The following is a 16,539-nucleotide window of genomic DNA, read 5'->3' as shown; positions in this document are numbered from 1 at the left end:
TTTATTGCCCTCCCTGTTCTAGTTTTTTTTGTTGTTTGTTTGCGCCTTGCTTTATCACGAAATTTCCCTGTGAAATAAGACTACGGCTGCTTTGGTTATTTAGACCAAATGCACTCTGGATTGGGTCTTGTTCAGTAACCGTTGCATCTCTTTTTGCCACTGACAGAGAGCTAGGAGTAGCACCGCCCGGTTGATTAAGGGGACAAGGCGGCGTATTTTTACTGTTAGAGATCATAAGATCTCCTTGGCGAACGGCGGGTTTTCCTTCGATATACACATCAAAAGAACCAAGAATAAATTCGGCTTTGCCTTTTATAGTGCCGCTAGCGATACCTTTTTTTCTGCCGGGTTGGTCGCCTGTGCTTTTTGAAAAGTTACTTTTTATATTGGCTGCAGGGTTGCCATTAATTTTTACTGAGCTAGCTGTACTTGCCGCGTCTTTGGATTTGGCCATATTACAGTAAGGTATCGGCACCACTACTTTGCCAATTTGAGTCCAGCAAACATCTATAGTCGTGAGCGCGCCACCGCTATCTTTGTGTACTGCGGTGCGGCCATTAATTAATACGTTTTGGCCGCTTACGATACCGACTTGCTGTGCTTCGCTATCTACGTCTTTTTCAATTTGTTCCTCAGTGCCAGCCTGCCATCCGATTTTGCGTTCAACCAAATCCAAAAATGCTCGAGCATTGTCAACCAGTTTGTGCATGTCCATGCCAGTATCTGGCTCTTGATGAGGTAAAATTGGCTCGTTTTTTTCGTCGTTCCAGTTGGGCGGTGGGACAATATAGTCACTGGCAAACTCAGTTATCATTTCACCCAATACCATATCGCCATATTTAGCGCGCGCAATCTCGTCTATAAATGCGTTTTCACCGCTGGCTTTGTCAGGAAATACGGCTATCCCATTTACACAACCAATGGCACCATTATTTTTCGCTGCGATAGTAAGCTTCAATAACGCAGGATTATTATGTCGCCACGACACACTCCCACCTACTCTCAGCGTGGCAGACATGGCATCTTGATCGTACTGAATCGAATCTGGCTCTTTTCCCTTTACTGCTGCGATAAAGCTCATAACATACTCCTTGTTACTGAGATTAATTGTGGTTTTTCTTGCTCTGTGATCAGCCACACTCTGTCAATGTGGCTATTTAACGGGTTATGTAAATAACTACTGGCAACCGCAAGTCCCATCGCATTATGGCCAGCGCCAATATAACCAATGGTATTTGCCGTGTTGTTGAGTTCAATTAACGCGTCATGCTCTTGGTACAAGGCGCGGCTGGCATTGAGCCACTCTCTTTGCCACTGCTCACTGAGTAAGCGGGTCGAAATATAAGGCTCGCTTACCTCTGCGTGCAGCTCTTTTAATAGCTCACCTAAGTCGCCCTGATATGCTTTAATTTGGCATCCATCTTTACTCGCGTTTGCACCAAGCAGTACGCAACCGCCTTCACTTAATACAACACCTTCAGGACCGCCAACAACCTGTAGCTTGCCTACCCAGTTTGGCTTTGACGCTTCATCATAACCTACGCAACTATCTACAAATACATAGAGACTATTTGGCGAGAGCGAATCAATACCAAGCGTTTGATGCAACTGAATATCGTCAACATTCAGATCAAGGTGGTCACAAAGCATCCTAATATCAGACAGCTCTATATATGGCTCTTCTGCTTTTGTGTTGGCAGTAACTAGATTAATGGTGCCGTCCCACGCGTTGGCACTGCCATCAAGGCGTTGCTTAGTCTGGCTTAATAACGATTCTAAAATGGCTAAACAGCGGTCTTTACGTCGTGTGACCGAGATTTCTTCAATTTGCGCGCGCAAGTATGGGGCATCGAGGCTTCTATCGTATCTAACAATGGCTTTGCTTGGCGTGCAAAAGCGCATGTTGTTTGCGACCGCGGTATATAAAGCACTGGGGTGGTTACCGGCGGGGGTTTCTAGCGCGATTAATTCAAACTGCATGTGCCACTCCTTGCGCTTGCGCCTCTTCTACTAAGAACACACTGTTACTGCCTGTTTGGTTCTTTTTTACCCTTCCTCGCCATATTAATGAAAACTGCTGTGTTTGCGAGTCAATTACCAGCGTATCACACTGCATATCAATAGGCGTGGCGTCTGGGCCATTAACCAAACGACAGCGAGGCACGATTCTGGGCAACGTCAGCTTTAAGCTTTGTCCATAAGGCAAATCTGGCGTCAAACCCATCATGTCAATCCACCAGCCATCACTAAATGGGTTTGGCGTTTGTTGGTCTTGCGGTGCGACTTGATAATGCGCAGCAGGGACTGCTGCTTTAAATGGGAACTTGCCCGCGAGGGCTTGGGCTTCGTCAACCTCAGGAAGTTTATCCACCCTTGGCGACCAAAATGATGGGATCGCTGCAAAGCTCGCAACCGCAGTGTCGTGGCTCGGCTTTTTTAATACCTGATTAGCATACTCCACTTGTGGCAATGGCTGGCCTTTCGCTTCTTTATTTTTGAGCTTATAGCCACGACCAAGGGGATTCTGAGTCGAAACTTGTTCTTCATCCGACGGACTTGTGCCGCCATAGGCAAGTTGGTAATTTAATACACAGGGCGATAACACTTGTGGATCGCTCGCCACGGGCCCAAATAGAGATCGCTTCCACACACGCTCACCAGTAACTCGAAGTAATTTATCAACAAAGACCTTATCGTTACAGCCGAGTTTGAGTCCTACTTCAATCACTCGCGCTTGTTTGTCGGTTGGTGGAAAGCAGGTCAATTCACCATATACTTCAAAACCGGTTTTATAAGGCTGAACTTCGCTAACGGCGGTTAGGCTGGCTTCAAGCCCTTCACCGTCAAAGTCATCAGCAAGTACAACAGGCGCTCCAGTTGGATCGGGATACACATTACCCTTTACGTCGTATTCAAAGTTTTGCTTTACAGCGATGACTACGATGGGATCTTTTTCCTCATCCCAAGCCTCAACCGTGCTACTTTGCCACTCGGATTCATTCACTAGCATGGTTCAACTCCTGTTTCACTGATTGCCATTGAAGATAAGCCATCGGCATGTAAAAAAGCGCAGCGCCAAGTGCATGCGAGGAGATTTTGGAAAGCTTGCGCTGAATAGCAAGGCCAGCCAATCCCTGTTGTAACCAAGCCGCTGGCTCAGAGACTTTACGCCCTGCGAGTTGATGTTGAGTATTTGCTGTTATTAAGGCTTGGCGTTCGTATTCTGCTTGCTTAAAACTTGGTAGTTTTTGCGATTTTTGAGATTGAACTCCAGTTTGCGCATCACTTATTGCGAATTCTTCAGGCAAGTCGATAGCGGTGATTTGTTTCCACGCCTCGTAAGCCGGACGAGCGGTACTGGGGACTTCGAGTAACTTAACTAGATTTTGTAACGAACGGGTATGAGAAAAGTACGGAAACACTTCTGCAATGTAGCTTGGATTATGCTGACAATAAAGTAAGCATGGTTCATCCCATTTTGGCTCATCGAGTAAACCTGCCAGCTGCAATAGTTTTGCTTTTAGCGCGGCATCATCAGTCATCGCAAACCGCTTTACTAAGTGCTCTGAAAGTTGCTCTGTATTACACAGCCACATATTTACCAATGCCGTGTAGGCAATTTCAGGGTTGCTATGATCAAGCGCGGCCATGAGTTGGTGGCGCGACAAGTTAGCCGTACTAAATGCTAAATAGATAAGGCTCGTAGGCCAATTTTCATCTGTTGATAAAATTCGCTGTCTGAGTGCATCACCAAAATCAATGCGCCATGCTGACAAGTTATGAATCAGCAGCTCTGCAAGCGCAGGCTCACTGTTAATCGCCGTGATGATTTCACTAGCTTGATCTTCAAGCGCTCTTGTACCAAAGAGATGGTTAATAAGTAACAACAGCTGAGGTGAGTCAATCTCTTGGGTTAACGTAAATACATCGTCAATCGACCCGTGCGCGATACAATCTAGTTGTGAGCGATTTATCCAGTGCTCGTCGTCCGTCTCAGCTAAGGTATACACATGATTTACTAGTTGTTTTTCAAGGGCATGTAAACGCCCAGTCTCAACTACTTGACGTGCATTAAACTTTTGATAATGACGCCAAAGCGACTTGAGTTGTTGACGGTGAACGGCCAATTTGGTTGCAGCTAAAAACATAGTCACACCGTATCAGCTTAATTTAATCGAATTGGCCAGCCTTGGAGGCTGAGATCTTGCTCAATATCGGCGTTTAGCAGTTTACCTTCAAGCTGTATCTCACCATTGCCGTTGATTGCAATGCTGCCATTTTTGGTTTTGACACAGACTTTTTGCTCGCCATTTAACACCACGGTACCGTTGTTATTTGTCACCGACGCCGCCGGAAAGTCTTGCGGTGCAGCTAAGCGACCAATAACGATAGGCATTGCCACGCTATGTAGCAACACTTCATCGTCAATACTTACGCGTGTCACACTGTCTAATTGACCTTTAACCTTCATTTCTACATTAGATCCGTCACACTTCACTCGTAACACTTTGCCTAATTTATCAATGGCAGATACACGCCATACGATATTACTCAACGATGGTGGAAATTGTACGACATTGGTTTTCATAGACTTTGCTCCCTGCTTAGTTATGGCTAATTGCAGAGCCAGACACTGAAATGTTGCTGGCGCTTAAGTTCAAGTTGTTGGCATCAATGGTAATATTACCTGCCGCATCAATTTCTATTTTACCGCCGCCTTGAGAAAGCTGAATTGAGCCGCCACCTTGACCAACGATAGAAATGTTTCTATCGGCATTAATAGTGAAGTTACCATTTTGCGCCGCAAGCTCAACGTTACCGCCAACACTGAAGTAACTGATGTCTTGCGCGGCCTCAAGATTGATAGATTGTTGCGCTTCGAATTGAATATTGCTGTCAGCAGACTGGATTTTAATATCAGTGTCTGCGGTGAGTTGAATCGCCTCTTTGGCATTTATCTCAATATTGGACTCAATACTTTGGATATAAACAGCATCTTCTGCGCGAATGCTTATTTCTTTGTCGGCTTGTGCCACAATATTCGCTTGTGATTGCAGCGTCATCGCTTCTTTCGATTTAATATCGATGTAACCTTTTTTGGTTTCAAGCTTGATAAATTCGCTGCCTTCTGTGGCATTAAATTCGAGCATATTTTCTTGCGCTTTGGTGAACAGTTGGATTTTCTCTTCGCCTTGTTTGTCATCCATCAACAAGGTGTTTTCTGCCTTTGTTACCAATTTATTTTCGGTGGCATTCTCGGCAGTCACCGGGCTTAGTGCTTCATCGTTAAATAGCGCACCGAGAATAACCGGTCTGTCTAAGTCACCATTTTCGCCCGCCACCATAACCTCGGTTCCTTTGTTTAAAGGAAAGTGCATGCCGTGCCCGCCAGGCCCACCATAGTGCTGCATAAGTCGAGTCGGTTTACTCTCTTCTCCTTCACCATCTTGGTTAAATGGCAGCTTGACTTTATAGCGCCCTTTGTCATCCACTTCTTGCTCAATGGTGGCGTTAAATGATGCAAAGACCTTTTTGCGCTTAATAACAGGCGCTTTAAACTGCACATCAATTGGGATAATCGTCGCTTGGTTTTTATAGGTTAAGCCTTTTACCTTGGAGCCGTATTCAACGCTGCCGCCTTGACAGCCTTTGTGGGCAACGGACACCACTAAGTAACGACCACTATAATTAAGGTGATCGGTTATGGTTAAAGCTACGCCCGGGCGAAGCGCTCGGCAGTCGGTATCGATAACAAAAACATTTCTCCGGCAGTCGATGCTTTGCTGGTGTACTTTGGTAAGCGCATCGCCATCTCCTTCAGTCATGAAGTTTTCAGCAAATATACAGTCTTCACCAAAGCCGCCCACCTCTGTTTGATTATTGCTATTAACAGACAGTGCGCAGCCTTTTTCATAGTCTTCGTCATACAGCCTAAAGCCGCTATTTAGTAGGCTCGCTTTTTTAGAAAAGGCAAAGACAGACTCACTCGGTCTTACCTGTCCGGTGGGTGATGCATAAGGCAAAGTGATCTCTTCCATCTCTGAAGAAAAATCACTGCTGCTGGCAAATACCGACAGGTTGGCTTGGCTACCCGTTGACTCTGTGCTGCCGTAAACAAAACCGTAGCGGCGCATTAGACGCGTTACAAAGTCAAAGTCACTCTCGTCGTATTGCACTGTCATGGCAAGGGATGGTGATGAAGCCTTAAATTGCAATTTTCCTGACGGGAACCCTGCCTTATCTAACACGCTTTTAATAATGGCATCCGCAGGCATGTCGGTATAAACGCGATTTGATCGTTGATGTTTGAGCAACACCAAAAGTGATTGAAAAGATAAGGTATAGACGTAGCCTTGATGACTGCGACCATGGCAAACATATTCGGTAATAATTCCCGAAACCGTTCTGTCTGACATGGCCCACGTAATGGAAAATGTAACATCTTTACCAATCACCAGATCAGGCTCAATTAGTTCCTCACTTAACACCTCAATATTGAAGCGATAGTCACTGCACAGGCTGTCATTCTGTGATTCAAAACTCAATACTTTAAATAAACTCCCAGACAGCCCCGCAATTTCGATTGCAAAGTGACTTTCGTTTGCCTTAGGCAGTTTATCGGCAAGTGATGCGAACATTTCCATTTTTGTCTCCTTACTCGTATCTACCGTTAACTTAAGTCGGCGAATACGGCTTCAATTTCACCATTTTCATCCAGTGTCAGCGTCAGCAGATCTGGCATATCTTCTTCGCTCATAAAGCCCAAAATTGAGCGAGCGATCCCAGGTAAAATTTGTTGTTCAATTGTTGCGTTAACCAATCGTGCGCCGCTATCAGACATAGCGCATTTATCGGCTAGATAATCCAGCGCCGTTTGATCTACGCGCAGTTGTATTGCGTGATTGTCACGAAGTCGCGCCGCGACCTTCTCAAGCTTTAGTGCCACGATATGTTTTAACACATCAGTATCAAGCGGGAAGAAAGGCACAACCTGCATACGCGCTAAAAGCGCAGGTGCAAAATGCGCGAGCAAGTTTGGCTTAATTAAGCTGACTAGCTGCTGAAAGCTCGGTCTCTCAAACGCTGTTTCTTCTTCGTTGTTGTCTTGTGCTTCTTCGTCTTCAGGTACGCCTTGCTGAATGATCCCATCCACCATTTGCTGCATGGCTTGCTGCTCGGTTTCTGGTGTACAAGCATTGATGATTTGCTCAGCCCCTAAATTAGAAGTCATGATGATAACCGTGTTTCTAAAATCGATTTCACGCCCTTCACCATCACGCATTACGCCCATTTCAAACACTTGGTAGAACATATTCATGACATCTGCGTGGGCTTTTTCCACTTCGTCAAGTAACACCACAGAATATGGACGTTGGCGCACAGCTTCGGTTAACACCCCACCTTCACCATAACCCACATAACCCGGTGGCGAGCCTTTGAGTTGTGATACCGTGTGTGACTCCTGATATTCACTCATGTTTATCGTGGTTAAGAACTTCTCGCCACCAAATAATAACTCGGCTATGTGTTTTGCCGTTTCGGTTTTACCAACCCCTGAAGGGCCTGCTAATAAGAATACGCCCAATGGGCCAGATGAGGCCGATACACCCGCTTTTGCTACCCGTAAGGTTTGTGCAATCGCAGTCAATCCTGCATTTTGCCCCACAACACTTTGTGCTAGTGATTGCTCAAGCTTAAGTAAGTTCTCCAGCTCGTCTTTCACCATGTTACCAACAGGGATCCCAGTCCAACTTGCGATCACTTGCGCTACTGTATCGCTGGTCACTTCGGAGAAAATCGCATTGTCATCTTGATTTAACGCAGCGAGCGCTTGTCTAATCGCAGGTTTCTCTTCGTCACTCGCACCGTGCAAGGCGTTATAAGCATCAATTTGCAGTTCTCGGCTTTGCTCAAGCTCAGCAAGCTGCTCTTGGGCTTGTGTAAGCTCATCGGTGAGACTTTGAATACAGGTTTGATCTGCGATCCCAAGCTTTGACTCAATTGCCAAGCGTTCAATTCTGCTTTGATAGTAACGGATCTGCTCTTTGGCTTTATCGATCACAACAGGCGACGTTGCCGGTCCCATTCTGACCATAGCAGCTGCGGTATCTAGTACATCAATGGCTTTGTCAGGTAATTGTCTACCTGTGATATATCGTGCAGATAAAGTAACCGCGGCTTCAATTGCACTGTCTGTGATTTGAATTTGGTGGTGCTTTTCGTATTTATCTTTAAGACCCGTGAGCATGAGCTTTGCGGCTTGCTCGGTTGGCTCATCGACTTTAATTAATTGAAAGCGGCGTTCAAGCGCAGCATCGCGCTCAAAATATTTTTTATATTCGCTCCATGTCGTTGCAGCAAGTGTTCTTACTTCTCCACGTGCAAGCGCAGGTTTTAGTAGGTTTGCGGCATCTCCCATGCCAGCGTCGCCACCAGCACCAATCAAGGTATGCGCTTCGTCAATAAATAAGATAACGGGCGTCGCTGAACTCTTTACTTCATCAATGACTTGTTTAAGACGACGCTCAAATTCACCTTTTACACCTGCTCCGGCTTGTAGCAGACCCATATCCAGTACGCAGATCTTAACTTCTTTAAGTTCTGGCGGAACTTGCCCTTCAACAACGCGCTGAGCAAGCCCTTCTACCACTGCCGTTTTACCAACACCGGGCTCACCGACAAAGATTGGATTATTTTTACGGCGACGACACAACACATCGATTGCGAGACGGATCTCTTCGTTACGCCCAAGGACTGGGTCAATTGCACCAGAACGTGCTTTTTCAGTAAGGTCTTCACAAAATGCTTCTAGCGCGCTTTCACCTTGCGAACGGCTATTCGACACCGTGTTGTCAGCATTTGGCTTACTAAATACTTGGCGCTCAGTCGAGCCTTTACAGATCTTATTTAAATTCTGCTTTAAGAAGTGCGTATCAATCTTGTCGAACTCGCGTGCCAGCCCAAATGCAGGGCTGTATATCGCCATGTCTTTGAACGAGTCAATAAGCGCAGCGCCTGTTATCCAATCATTTTGATGGCGCATGTTTGCACTGAGCCATGCTTTTTCTAACCACTCATAGAGGCGACGGGAGAAAACCGGCTTGCTCGGGTTACCAGCTTCTTGTTGATTGATAAATTCGAGCGCACTATTCCACAATGCGTCTTGATCAACTTCGAAGAAAGGTAAAATCTTCGCAACATCGCCGTCATTGTGCTCTTCCATTAACTTTAATAAGTAATGCTCTGGTAGCACTTCAAAATGCTTTCGACTCGCTGCGAATCCAGCCGCGGCTTCTAACGCTGTCGCGCTGTGATGATTGAGTTTGTCTATGAGATTCTTTATGCCTGTTGCGTCCATCTTTTAATCCTTGCTATTCCCGTTCGCATTAAAACTGTGATTGTGAATATATTTTCTTCTCTACGCGTGCGTTAACTTTACCTATCGCACAACTTATCCCAAGCTTGCCAGCCCCTAACCGAGTTTCCTCGCGCGCTTGGCGATTGATCTGCACTAACAGTTGCCAATTCATTTTGGTGGAGGTGTGCCAATTTAATAATTGAGATAAACGTTTGGCCTTTACACCACCTGGCTCATATAGGTGAGCCTCAGCCTCGTCCATTGGACCAAGCTCAATGCAAATACGATTGCCGGTGACCAGTACGCGTTTACCCAATACGCCATTACCACCCAATGAAAACCCGCTTTGTTTTGAGCCTAACTTGCCCGCTTCGGTGATCCCTTCCCACTCAACGATATTGTCTTTTAGCGTTAAGCTTTCGTCTTGTAGCGCTTGCTTTAATACTTGCTCAAGCCCAGCTGCACTGGTTTGTTTGGCACTAATAAGATTTAGTTTGCTCTTATCTGACTGGTTATTTTCAAATACCGCTGCAACTATCTGATCAAATTGCTGCGCACCAATGCCTGCGAGATTAATCTGAGACTTCTTCCAACTTTGAAATAGCTGGCAATACAATACATGATTAAAGAGATCTAAAAATGCGCGTGTTCTTGCACCTGTCTCTTCATCTCCTGCAGCTTGCTCTAATAAGTAGTGCGGCATCGCAGCGTCAACACCATATAAACCGAGAAATGACGTTTCAAGCCTCAGCTTACCTCGTTGCCTTACTTGTAATTCGCAGCGTCTAACGTCTGACGCTGGAAACCCAAGTTCTTTATAAGGTGCAATTTCAACGCGATGACTATGACCACTTTGTAACTCGTTATTGCTAGCCCAGTGCTGTTCAATAAGCGTTAGCGCCTTGTACAAGCTAAAACGCCAAGGTGTGGCCATCAATTTAGCTATCGGCTCTGGCAGTTTTGCCCAAATAGGTTGGTTTTGCTGCTCCATCATTTACACCTGATAACTATCGCCTGCCGTCACGTCCCACTCCCACTCGTGGTAACTTGGCAGCAGCGTAACTCGGGTTTTTAAGCACTCGTTAATTGGCGCATATAATTTAAAGAACTGATGCAACACATCGCAAAAATGATACGCATCAGCTGTGCAAACAAAGCTCTTTTCGTTTAGGGTTAAATGGATCTCTATTCCTTTAACAAACACGCCCTTTTGTAGCAATGAGATAGGTTTAGATTCAGCGCCTTGAATACTCTCAATACGGTTTCGATTTTCAGAGCGCTCCGACCAATCAAACAGTGCCAATAGCTTTTTCAGCTGGGTTGGCTCAGCAAGTTGAGAAAAGCGCATATTTAACAAGCTAATTAGCTGCCAATGTAAAGCCTGATCAGGAGAATTAAGCAACTTGCTGGGTCTTACGACATTTTTAACGCTAAGCACCGACGGCACATCAGCGCTTTGTGCATTGATATCGCCTTCTTGCAGTGTTTGCCTTGGCCACGCTGCGTTATGCGCTAATAGATCCGTCGATAAAGTAGTAATATCACCCACTTCTTGCATTGAAAGCTGAATGTACGTCTGCGGCGATACCCCGCCAATATCACGGCTTATCAGTGAATACAAATGGGCGTTATCTTCATATACCGTGCTATACCGAGAAACAAAGTCGATGGCTTCCCCGGTGCTACTGCTTGCGCCTTGTACCGACTTAACGCTATAACAAAAACTTTCTCCAAGCGTATTTTGCACTGGATGTAGTTGGTATTCGGTTTGGTTTTCGCTGACTCGGATAGGCTCGGCATCTACCGGATAGATATTTACCGCAGGTACACAATTAAGCAGGATATTATCCGCGTTTACTTTGTTACCGGGCGGTAATTTAATATCACTGGCTATTTTGATGCTGATGGTATTAGTGTCTGGATCAATATTTAGTGTATCCAGTCCCGTTAGTTCAACAAAATAGAACTTTTCACGAGAGTTAAAGTAATCAAGCAGCAATGCATAAGCGGGATGACTCTGTTCGCTGTTCGGCAGCATTCCGGTGCTGTCTTTATGAAAAGCGGCATCTATTTTTGACTTGCTCAAGGTATATTGCGTCGTACTACCAAGTTTTCCTGTCTCAACCTCTATCGCTGCGTTTGGATTCTTCATCATTTGATAAAGACTGGCACAAAGCGGCGTGTCACCACGTAAATACACCCGCAATTTAGAGAGATCGTAATCATCTAAACTGCCTTGGCCTAACCGCTTGAGGTGCAGGTTTAATGTCGCTCCGGTATGGATCTCATGATAGTCCACAGAGTAGATCTCAAACGGCAGCACTTTCGTTTCTGCGGTGGTCGTAAAGTGGCAAGCCACAGGCGCGTTGTCACTTTTATGAGAAGAGATTTTCGCGCCTTTTGGCACACTCACTAGCCCTTGCATGGTGAGTTTTGGCGCAAACTCTAGCACCGTCGTGGACGGATAGTAGTTTAGTAATATTGGGCAAATCTGTCTGAGAACCTGCTCTGACACTTCAGGTAGCGTCTCATCTAATCGCTTTTGCGTAAATGCCGTTAAGTAAGCGACTCCTTCGAGCAAGCGCTCAACATGAGGATCTCTATCCTTTAATGCGTCAATATTTAAAAAGCCAGCGTGTTCAGGATACTGCTGAGCAAATTGTTTACCTGCTTGTGTTAACAGCCTCATTTGCGCATCAAAATATTGCTGCATATCCATTAGTCTGCTCCTCCTGCATTGACGTTTGCTTTACCACCTGATGCAAACTTAGTATTCAATCTGATTATCTCGCCGGTTTTTAATTGCGCTCTTATCTCAAATCGAATCACACAGTTTTCCTCTTTTATGTCGATGGGCCGAACGATGAGGTTGGTAATTCTTGGTTCGTACTTTTCTATGGTTCTTTTTACTTCATTGGCAAGTGTTTGCTGCGAATAAGGTAGTCCTTCATATAAATCTTCCACATCCGGTAAACCATAATCGCTTAAGTGCTCAAGCACTCCCCTACGCGCATTCAACAGTTGCGTTAGGTGTTTACATACGCTGTCGCTTAGATGCGATAAATTGTTATCGCTATAGGCTTGGCGTGATGGCTGAGCTAGCAAATCAAATAAGGTCATAGAAAAATACGCTCTCTATTCATTATGCGAACTAGTGTAAGCTTGAAAAGGAGGCCAATAGGCCTCCAACACTCGAAATTAACGACCTTCAGTCCATGAGTCAGAGAACTCAATGTTACCGTCTAGGTACGTCCAAGTGATGCGCTTGTAACGCATGTGCACTGTTTCAAGGTGAGGATAACGCTCTTTATCCAAATCTTTAACGTTGTGCATTGTTGGCGTGATTGAAGTGATTTTCACGTCTTCAAGCGTATGGCGGAAGTACTCACGCTCAGTACCAGTGTCATCAATACGGTACCATTTAAGCTCAAGTTGCTTTAATGTTTGACCGTTTGAACACGCTTTGTACATGTACGGAGTAGCAGCATCCACAGCTTTTGTGATAACAAAAGGCTCGTGCTTACGAGTACCTGTTAGCTCGCCCGTGTCGTTATCAGTTGGGATACGCAATTCGTGATCGAAATGCAAAATCTCAATTGAACCTTCACGCTCAGCTACAGTTACTGAACCTTTAACGTCGTTACCTTGGTCGTCCTTTAACCACATATACGCTGGAATTGCCATTTTTAATTTCTCCTTTTAAGATAAGATGTTTCCTAATTATTAAAGGCATTGATCAAACGCATGTTTTTCACGTTTGATCCCCAAACAAAGCGCCACGCTTTATGCCAATTTGGGAACATGTCCCAAGTTGGTGGCAGCCAACTTGGGGCAATCTTTCACTACATGTTATAAGTCACCACGTAATTCCATCACTAACGTCGCCGCATCAAATGGCGTTTTTAGTATATCCAGCTGCAAAAAGTGCTGCTGAACCGCTTCGGGTAACTGTTTAAATTCGAATTCAGATCTAAGCTCTTCATTCCATCTAAGCGTCACAAAACTGTCTACCGTGATCAGATCATCCTTTGGCGCCGTCTGATTGTAATGCTCAACTGCTTTTAAAAAATTTACATCATGGTCTTGCATACAATCATTAAGCGCCACGTAATGCAGGTAATTTACTGCCTCTACGACTAATTCTGTCTCGAGTTTGTCTGTCTCTAACTCGCTTGGGCGAACGCGTGGAGTATGCTTAAAACACGTTTCCATCGCCGCGCTATAAGAGATAGCAGCTTCTTGCAATTTCTTTTTTGCGAAATAGAGCTCCGGTAGCAGCCCTTGGCTATATGACAAGTTAGCCACCAAGACTGCACTTAGTACCATCAACCAGCTACATACTTTTCGCTTAAACATGACAATCCTTTGCCTCATCATTTATTTCTCTCAGATATTTCAGTCTTCTATCGCACAACACTTGTTTTGGAGTACAACGAGTAAGCATTTATTATTTTAAGTTTATTCATGACTTAATTGGTTCTCCTATAAAGCTTCCGTACTTAACTACAGGCAAGGAAAATAAAATTAAAATCCAGATTATATTTCCAAAAAACAACATTTCAGACGAGGTATAACCGCCCAAGTAAAACTCGTTTAACAACGAGTATATATTTGCAAACCACCACACCCAAACTACCAAAATCCATATTCTTCGACTTAACACACGAACTTGTAATATGAGCAATAAGTTTGCTGACAAAACCAAGCTATCTAAGACAAAGATAACAATATCTACAAACGCAACGCTAATCTCAGACGAGCTAAAAAGCTGATTATCGTATATTAAAAACACAGTTAAAGAACATTGCACTAAAAATATAACTTTCCAAATAATATGGTCTGCTTTTATGTTCATAAATACACCATTTAATACCAGCAACCATATTAAACTTGGTCTTTTTATTAGCAACTATTTTCCATTATTGCGCTTATCAACCTAACCCGGTTTAACAATTTCTTCTTTTTGCACTTTTAGAGGCAAACTCAACTAATATCTCATAAGCGTTTGCCGATACTTCTGAACTTCTACAATTAAGGTTCAATGTCATGCTTAATAATGGGCAGCATTCACTGCCCTAAATACGCTTCATTGGCTCTTCAGGAGGCCTTCACTTTTCGCCAGGCATTTGACCAACGAGTGCGAGACGTACGTCGATACCTTCCACTTGGAAATGTGGAACCACATACGTATTCACACGGTAATAACCAGGATTACCCGGGATCTCCGACACAGTCACGTTGGCATCTTTTAACGGGTGCGTAGCAATTAGAGACTCGTCTGGATTATTCATCTTAGTAACTAATGCGCCTAACCAATCATTAAGTTGCTGCTCCAGTTCGTGACGAGGTTTGCTTGAACCGATATTTTCACGTTGGATCACCTTCATATAGTGTGCAATACGCGATACCAAGTAGATGTATGGTAATCTTGCATTGATCCGCGAGTTAGAGGTGGCTTCCGGCGTCTCAAAAATTTGCGGCTTTTGCGCACTGTTTGCAGAGAAGAAACACGCAAAGTCACTGTTTTTGTAGTAGCTCAGAGGGATAAACCCTTGGTTTGCAAACTCAAGCTCTTTGGTTTCAGAAATAAGTACTTCCGTTGGGATCTTAGTTTCTTGACCACGGCCTGCCTCAAAAGAATGCAGGGGGAGATTTTCAACGCGACCACCAGATTGTGGGCCACGAATATTTACTGCCCAACCATTTTGGTGGAAGCTACGGACAATATTTGCCGCGAACGCAAATGTCGCGTTACCCCATAGATAACGTTCGTGATGCTCGCTGCTAACGTCTTCTTGATAGTTAAAGTGGCGAATTGGATTTAAGTCACCATATGGTAAACGCAGTAAGAAGCGTGGAAACGCTAAGCCAATGTAACGTGCATCTTCTGATTCACGGAAATTCTTCCAACGTAAAAACTCAGCACGCTCCATGTAAGAGCCCAAATCCTGAATTTTTGATACTTCTTCAAGCGAGTCTTTTAGGAAGAATTTAGCACCAACACTACCTAAGAAAGGACAATGGGCTGCTGCAGAGACCCTTGAAATTTCTTGTAATAACGATATATCAGGCGCTGAACAATCAAATTCGAAGTTTGACACCATAGTCGAAATTGGCTCGCCCCCTGGTGTGTCATATTCAGCTGTATACACTTGCTTATAAAGCGCAGATTGCGTGGTATCTGGTGCTTCTTCAAAGTCATCACGTAGTGTTTCTTTATCAACATCAAGTAGCTCAAGCTTTACGTTTGAGTTATTTGGACAACGAGTTACCAAATAACGTAGTGAACGCCACGCTGACTCTACTTTTTGAAACTGTGGATGATGTAAAATTTCGTCCAGCTGTTCAGAAATAATTTTGTCGACTTTAGCGATGTAGTCATCAAGTAATAGCTTGTCGATACGCGACACTTCTTTGCTGTCATTAGTAGCCATGTCTAAAAAGACATTGATAGCAGCAGTTAGGCGCTCATTGGTGTCAGTCTCCGCAAGATTATTAGCATCACGGAAGTTATCTATGCTGATTTCACTTGAAACCGGCTCAATAGACACAAGATTACAGATTGTTTCATAAGCTGAAGCTGTCAAAGTATCTTCTTTACGCGCTTCAACGTTTAACGTTTCTTGCATATTCATCGGTCGTGTCCTTACTCTTGCGGTTGTTTTTCTTGCTCAGATAAAAGCGGCGCCAGCTCATTAAGGCGTGCTTTTAACTCATCTAGCTCTGGTTTGTTTTGTAAAATACGCTCCAGTTCTTTTCTCAGTGTTGAGTTATCAAGCAAGTTAGATTTTAGATCACGTAACAAGTTACGCATCGACATCATCTTGTTAAGCTCTGGTACTTGCGCTGCAACCTGCTCTGGGTCGAATGACTTAAAATCATCAAACGTCAGGTTGATACCAATATCACCGTCACCCGCAATCTTGTTCGATACTTGGAACTTTGCTTTTGGTGACATGTCTTTAAGCACTTGCTCTAAATTATTTTTGTTAATAGCAATGCGCTCACGCTCAGCGAGGTCACTGTCGTTTTGGCCGTTGGAATAGTCACCCACAACCAAAACTTTCATAGGTAGTTCGCTCTTTTGCGTTGCACCTTCGGTTTCCAGCTCAAGCGCTATATTAATCCGCGCTCTTGGGATCTCTTTTTGAAACGTATCAGACATAGTCTTTCCTTATTTA

At 44.4% G+C, this 16,539-nt stretch carries 15 protein-coding genes; all 15 read right to left on the bottom strand.

What is annotated here, in order from left to right; translation table 11 throughout:
• Position 1: 1 nt before the first annotated feature.
• Complete coding sequence (locus A587_RS0109235) at positions 2-1,081, bottom strand: DUF4150 domain-containing protein (RefSeq protein WP_017217342.1); 1,080 nt, start codon at positions 1,079-1,081, stop codon at positions 2-4.
• Entirely contained in the window at positions 1,078-1,980 is a 903-nt protein-coding gene (locus A587_RS0109230; protein ID WP_017217341.1) for a hypothetical protein, read from the bottom strand. The genes A587_RS0109235 and A587_RS0109230 overlap by 4 nt, the downstream gene beginning before the upstream one ends.
• Positions 1,970-3,010, bottom strand: coding sequence for a DUF2169 family type VI secretion system accessory protein (locus tag A587_RS0109225; protein ID WP_026000951.1), 1,041 nt, complete (start codon positions 3,008-3,010; stop codon positions 1,970-1,972). The genes A587_RS0109230 and A587_RS0109225 overlap by 11 nt, the downstream gene beginning before the upstream one ends.
• Positions 2,997-4,148, bottom strand: a complete 1,152-nt coding sequence (locus tag A587_RS0109220) for a hypothetical protein (protein WP_017217339.1) — start codon at positions 4,146-4,148, stop codon at positions 2,997-2,999. Before A587_RS0109220 ends, A587_RS0109225 begins: the two co-directional genes overlap by 14 nt.
• A 17-nt stretch (positions 4,149-4,165) precedes the next feature.
• On the bottom strand, positions 4,166-4,588 hold the full coding sequence (locus tag A587_RS0109215) for a hypothetical protein (RefSeq protein WP_010604818.1): 423 nt from the start codon (positions 4,586-4,588) through the stop codon (positions 4,166-4,168).
• Between the two features lie 16 nt (positions 4,589-4,604).
• A complete protein-coding gene (locus tag A587_RS0109210) occupies positions 4,605-6,644 on the bottom strand; it encodes a type VI secretion system Vgr family protein (protein WP_017217338.1) in 2,040 nt (679 codons plus the stop codon).
• 26 nt (positions 6,645-6,670) lie between these two features.
• Positions 6,671-9,358: a type VI secretion system ATPase TssH gene (gene tssH / locus A587_RS0109205; RefSeq protein ID WP_017217337.1), complete on the bottom strand. Its 2,688-nt coding sequence runs from the start codon at positions 9,356-9,358 to the stop codon at positions 6,671-6,673.
• A 28-nt stretch (positions 9,359-9,386) separates the two neighbouring features.
• Positions 9,387-10,352 carry a type VI secretion system baseplate subunit TssG gene (gene tssG, locus A587_RS0109200; protein WP_232288040.1) on the bottom strand — a complete coding sequence of 322 codons (966 nt, stop codon included), beginning with the start codon at positions 10,350-10,352 and terminating at the stop codon, positions 9,387-9,389.
• Positions 10,353-12,077 (bottom strand): type VI secretion system baseplate subunit TssF, encoded by a 1,725-nt coding sequence (gene tssF / locus A587_RS0109195; protein WP_017217335.1) that lies wholly within the window; start codon positions 12,075-12,077, stop codon positions 10,353-10,355.
• Positions 12,077-12,478 (bottom strand): type VI secretion system baseplate subunit TssE, encoded by a 402-nt coding sequence (gene tssE, locus A587_RS0109190; RefSeq protein WP_017217334.1) that lies wholly within the window; start codon positions 12,476-12,478, stop codon positions 12,077-12,079. The genes tssF and tssE overlap by 1 nt, the downstream gene beginning before the upstream one ends.
• A gap of 78 nt (positions 12,479-12,556) precedes the next feature.
• Positions 12,557-13,042: an Hcp family type VI secretion system effector gene (locus A587_RS0109185; protein ID WP_010377064.1), complete on the bottom strand. Its 486-nt coding sequence runs from the start codon at positions 13,040-13,042 to the stop codon at positions 12,557-12,559.
• A 165-nt stretch (positions 13,043-13,207) separates the two neighbouring features.
• Entirely contained in the window at positions 13,208-13,714 is a 507-nt protein-coding gene (locus tag A587_RS0109180; protein WP_017217333.1) for a hypothetical protein, read from the bottom strand.
• Between the two features lie 106 nt (positions 13,715-13,820).
• A complete protein-coding gene (locus A587_RS0109175) occupies positions 13,821-14,213 on the bottom strand; it encodes a hypothetical protein (RefSeq protein WP_017217332.1) in 393 nt (130 codons plus the stop codon).
• Positions 14,214-14,466: 253 nt separating this feature from the next.
• The gene (tssC, locus tag A587_RS0109170; RefSeq protein WP_017217331.1) at positions 14,467-15,993 is read right to left on the bottom strand and encodes a type VI secretion system contractile sheath large subunit; all 1,527 of its coding nucleotides are present in this window, start codon (positions 15,991-15,993) and stop codon (positions 14,467-14,469) included.
• An 11-nt stretch (positions 15,994-16,004) separates the two neighbouring features.
• Positions 16,005-16,523 (bottom strand): type VI secretion system contractile sheath small subunit, encoded by a 519-nt coding sequence (tssB, locus tag A587_RS0109165; RefSeq protein WP_010604827.1) that lies wholly within the window; start codon positions 16,521-16,523, stop codon positions 16,005-16,007.
• Positions 16,524-16,539 lie beyond the last annotated feature (16 nt).

It is taken from the genome of Pseudoalteromonas sp. NJ631, assembly GCF_000276645.1.
GTDB lineage: Bacteria > Pseudomonadota > Gammaproteobacteria > Enterobacterales > Alteromonadaceae > Pseudoalteromonas > Pseudoalteromonas piscicida.
This window is presented reverse-complemented; position numbering and strand designations above follow the sequence as displayed.

Coding starts and splice junctions, on each gene's coding strand:
- A587_RS0109175 (WP_017217332.1), bottom strand. CDS start 14,213: ATGAACATAAAAGCAGACCATATTATTTGGAAAGTTATATTTTTAGTG.
- A587_RS0109220 (WP_017217339.1), bottom strand. CDS start 4,148: ATGTTTTTAGCTGCAACCAAATTGGCCGTTCACCGTCAACAACTCAAG.
- A587_RS0109215 (WP_010604818.1), bottom strand. CDS start 4,588: ATGAAAACCAATGTCGTACAATTTCCACCATCGTTGAGTAATATCGTA.
- tssH (WP_017217337.1), bottom strand. CDS start 9,358: ATGGACGCAACAGGCATAAAGAATCTCATAGACAAACTCAATCATCAC.
- tssC (WP_017217331.1), bottom strand. CDS start 15,993: ATGAATATGCAAGAAACGTTAAACGTTGAAGCGCGTAAAGAAGATACT.
- tssF (WP_017217335.1), bottom strand. CDS start 12,077: ATGGATATGCAGCAATATTTTGATGCGCAAATGAGGCTGTTAACACAA.
- A587_RS0109180 (WP_017217333.1), bottom strand. CDS start 13,714: ATGTTTAAGCGAAAAGTATGTAGCTGGTTGATGGTACTAAGTGCAGTC.
- tssE (WP_017217334.1), bottom strand. CDS start 12,478: ATGACCTTATTTGATTTGCTAGCTCAGCCATCACGCCAAGCCTATAGC.
- A587_RS0109225 (WP_026000951.1), bottom strand. CDS start 3,010: ATGCTAGTGAATGAATCCGAGTGGCAAAGTAGCACGGTTGAGGCTTGG.
- A587_RS0109230 (WP_017217341.1), bottom strand. CDS start 1,980: ATGCAGTTTGAATTAATCGCGCTAGAAACCCCCGCCGGTAACCACCCC.
- A587_RS0109210 (WP_017217338.1), bottom strand. CDS start 6,644: ATGGAAATGTTCGCATCACTTGCCGATAAACTGCCTAAGGCAAACGAA.
- tssG (WP_232288040.1), bottom strand. CDS start 10,352: ATGATGGAGCAGCAAAACCAACCTATTTGGGCAAAACTGCCAGAGCCG.
- A587_RS0109235 (WP_017217342.1), bottom strand. CDS start 1,081: ATGAGCTTTATCGCAGCAGTAAAGGGAAAAGAGCCAGATTCGATTCAG.
- A587_RS0109185 (WP_010377064.1), bottom strand. CDS start 13,042: ATGGCAATTCCAGCGTATATGTGGTTAAAGGACGACCAAGGTAACGAC.
- tssB (WP_010604827.1), bottom strand. CDS start 16,523: ATGTCTGATACGTTTCAAAAAGAGATCCCAAGAGCGCGGATTAATATA.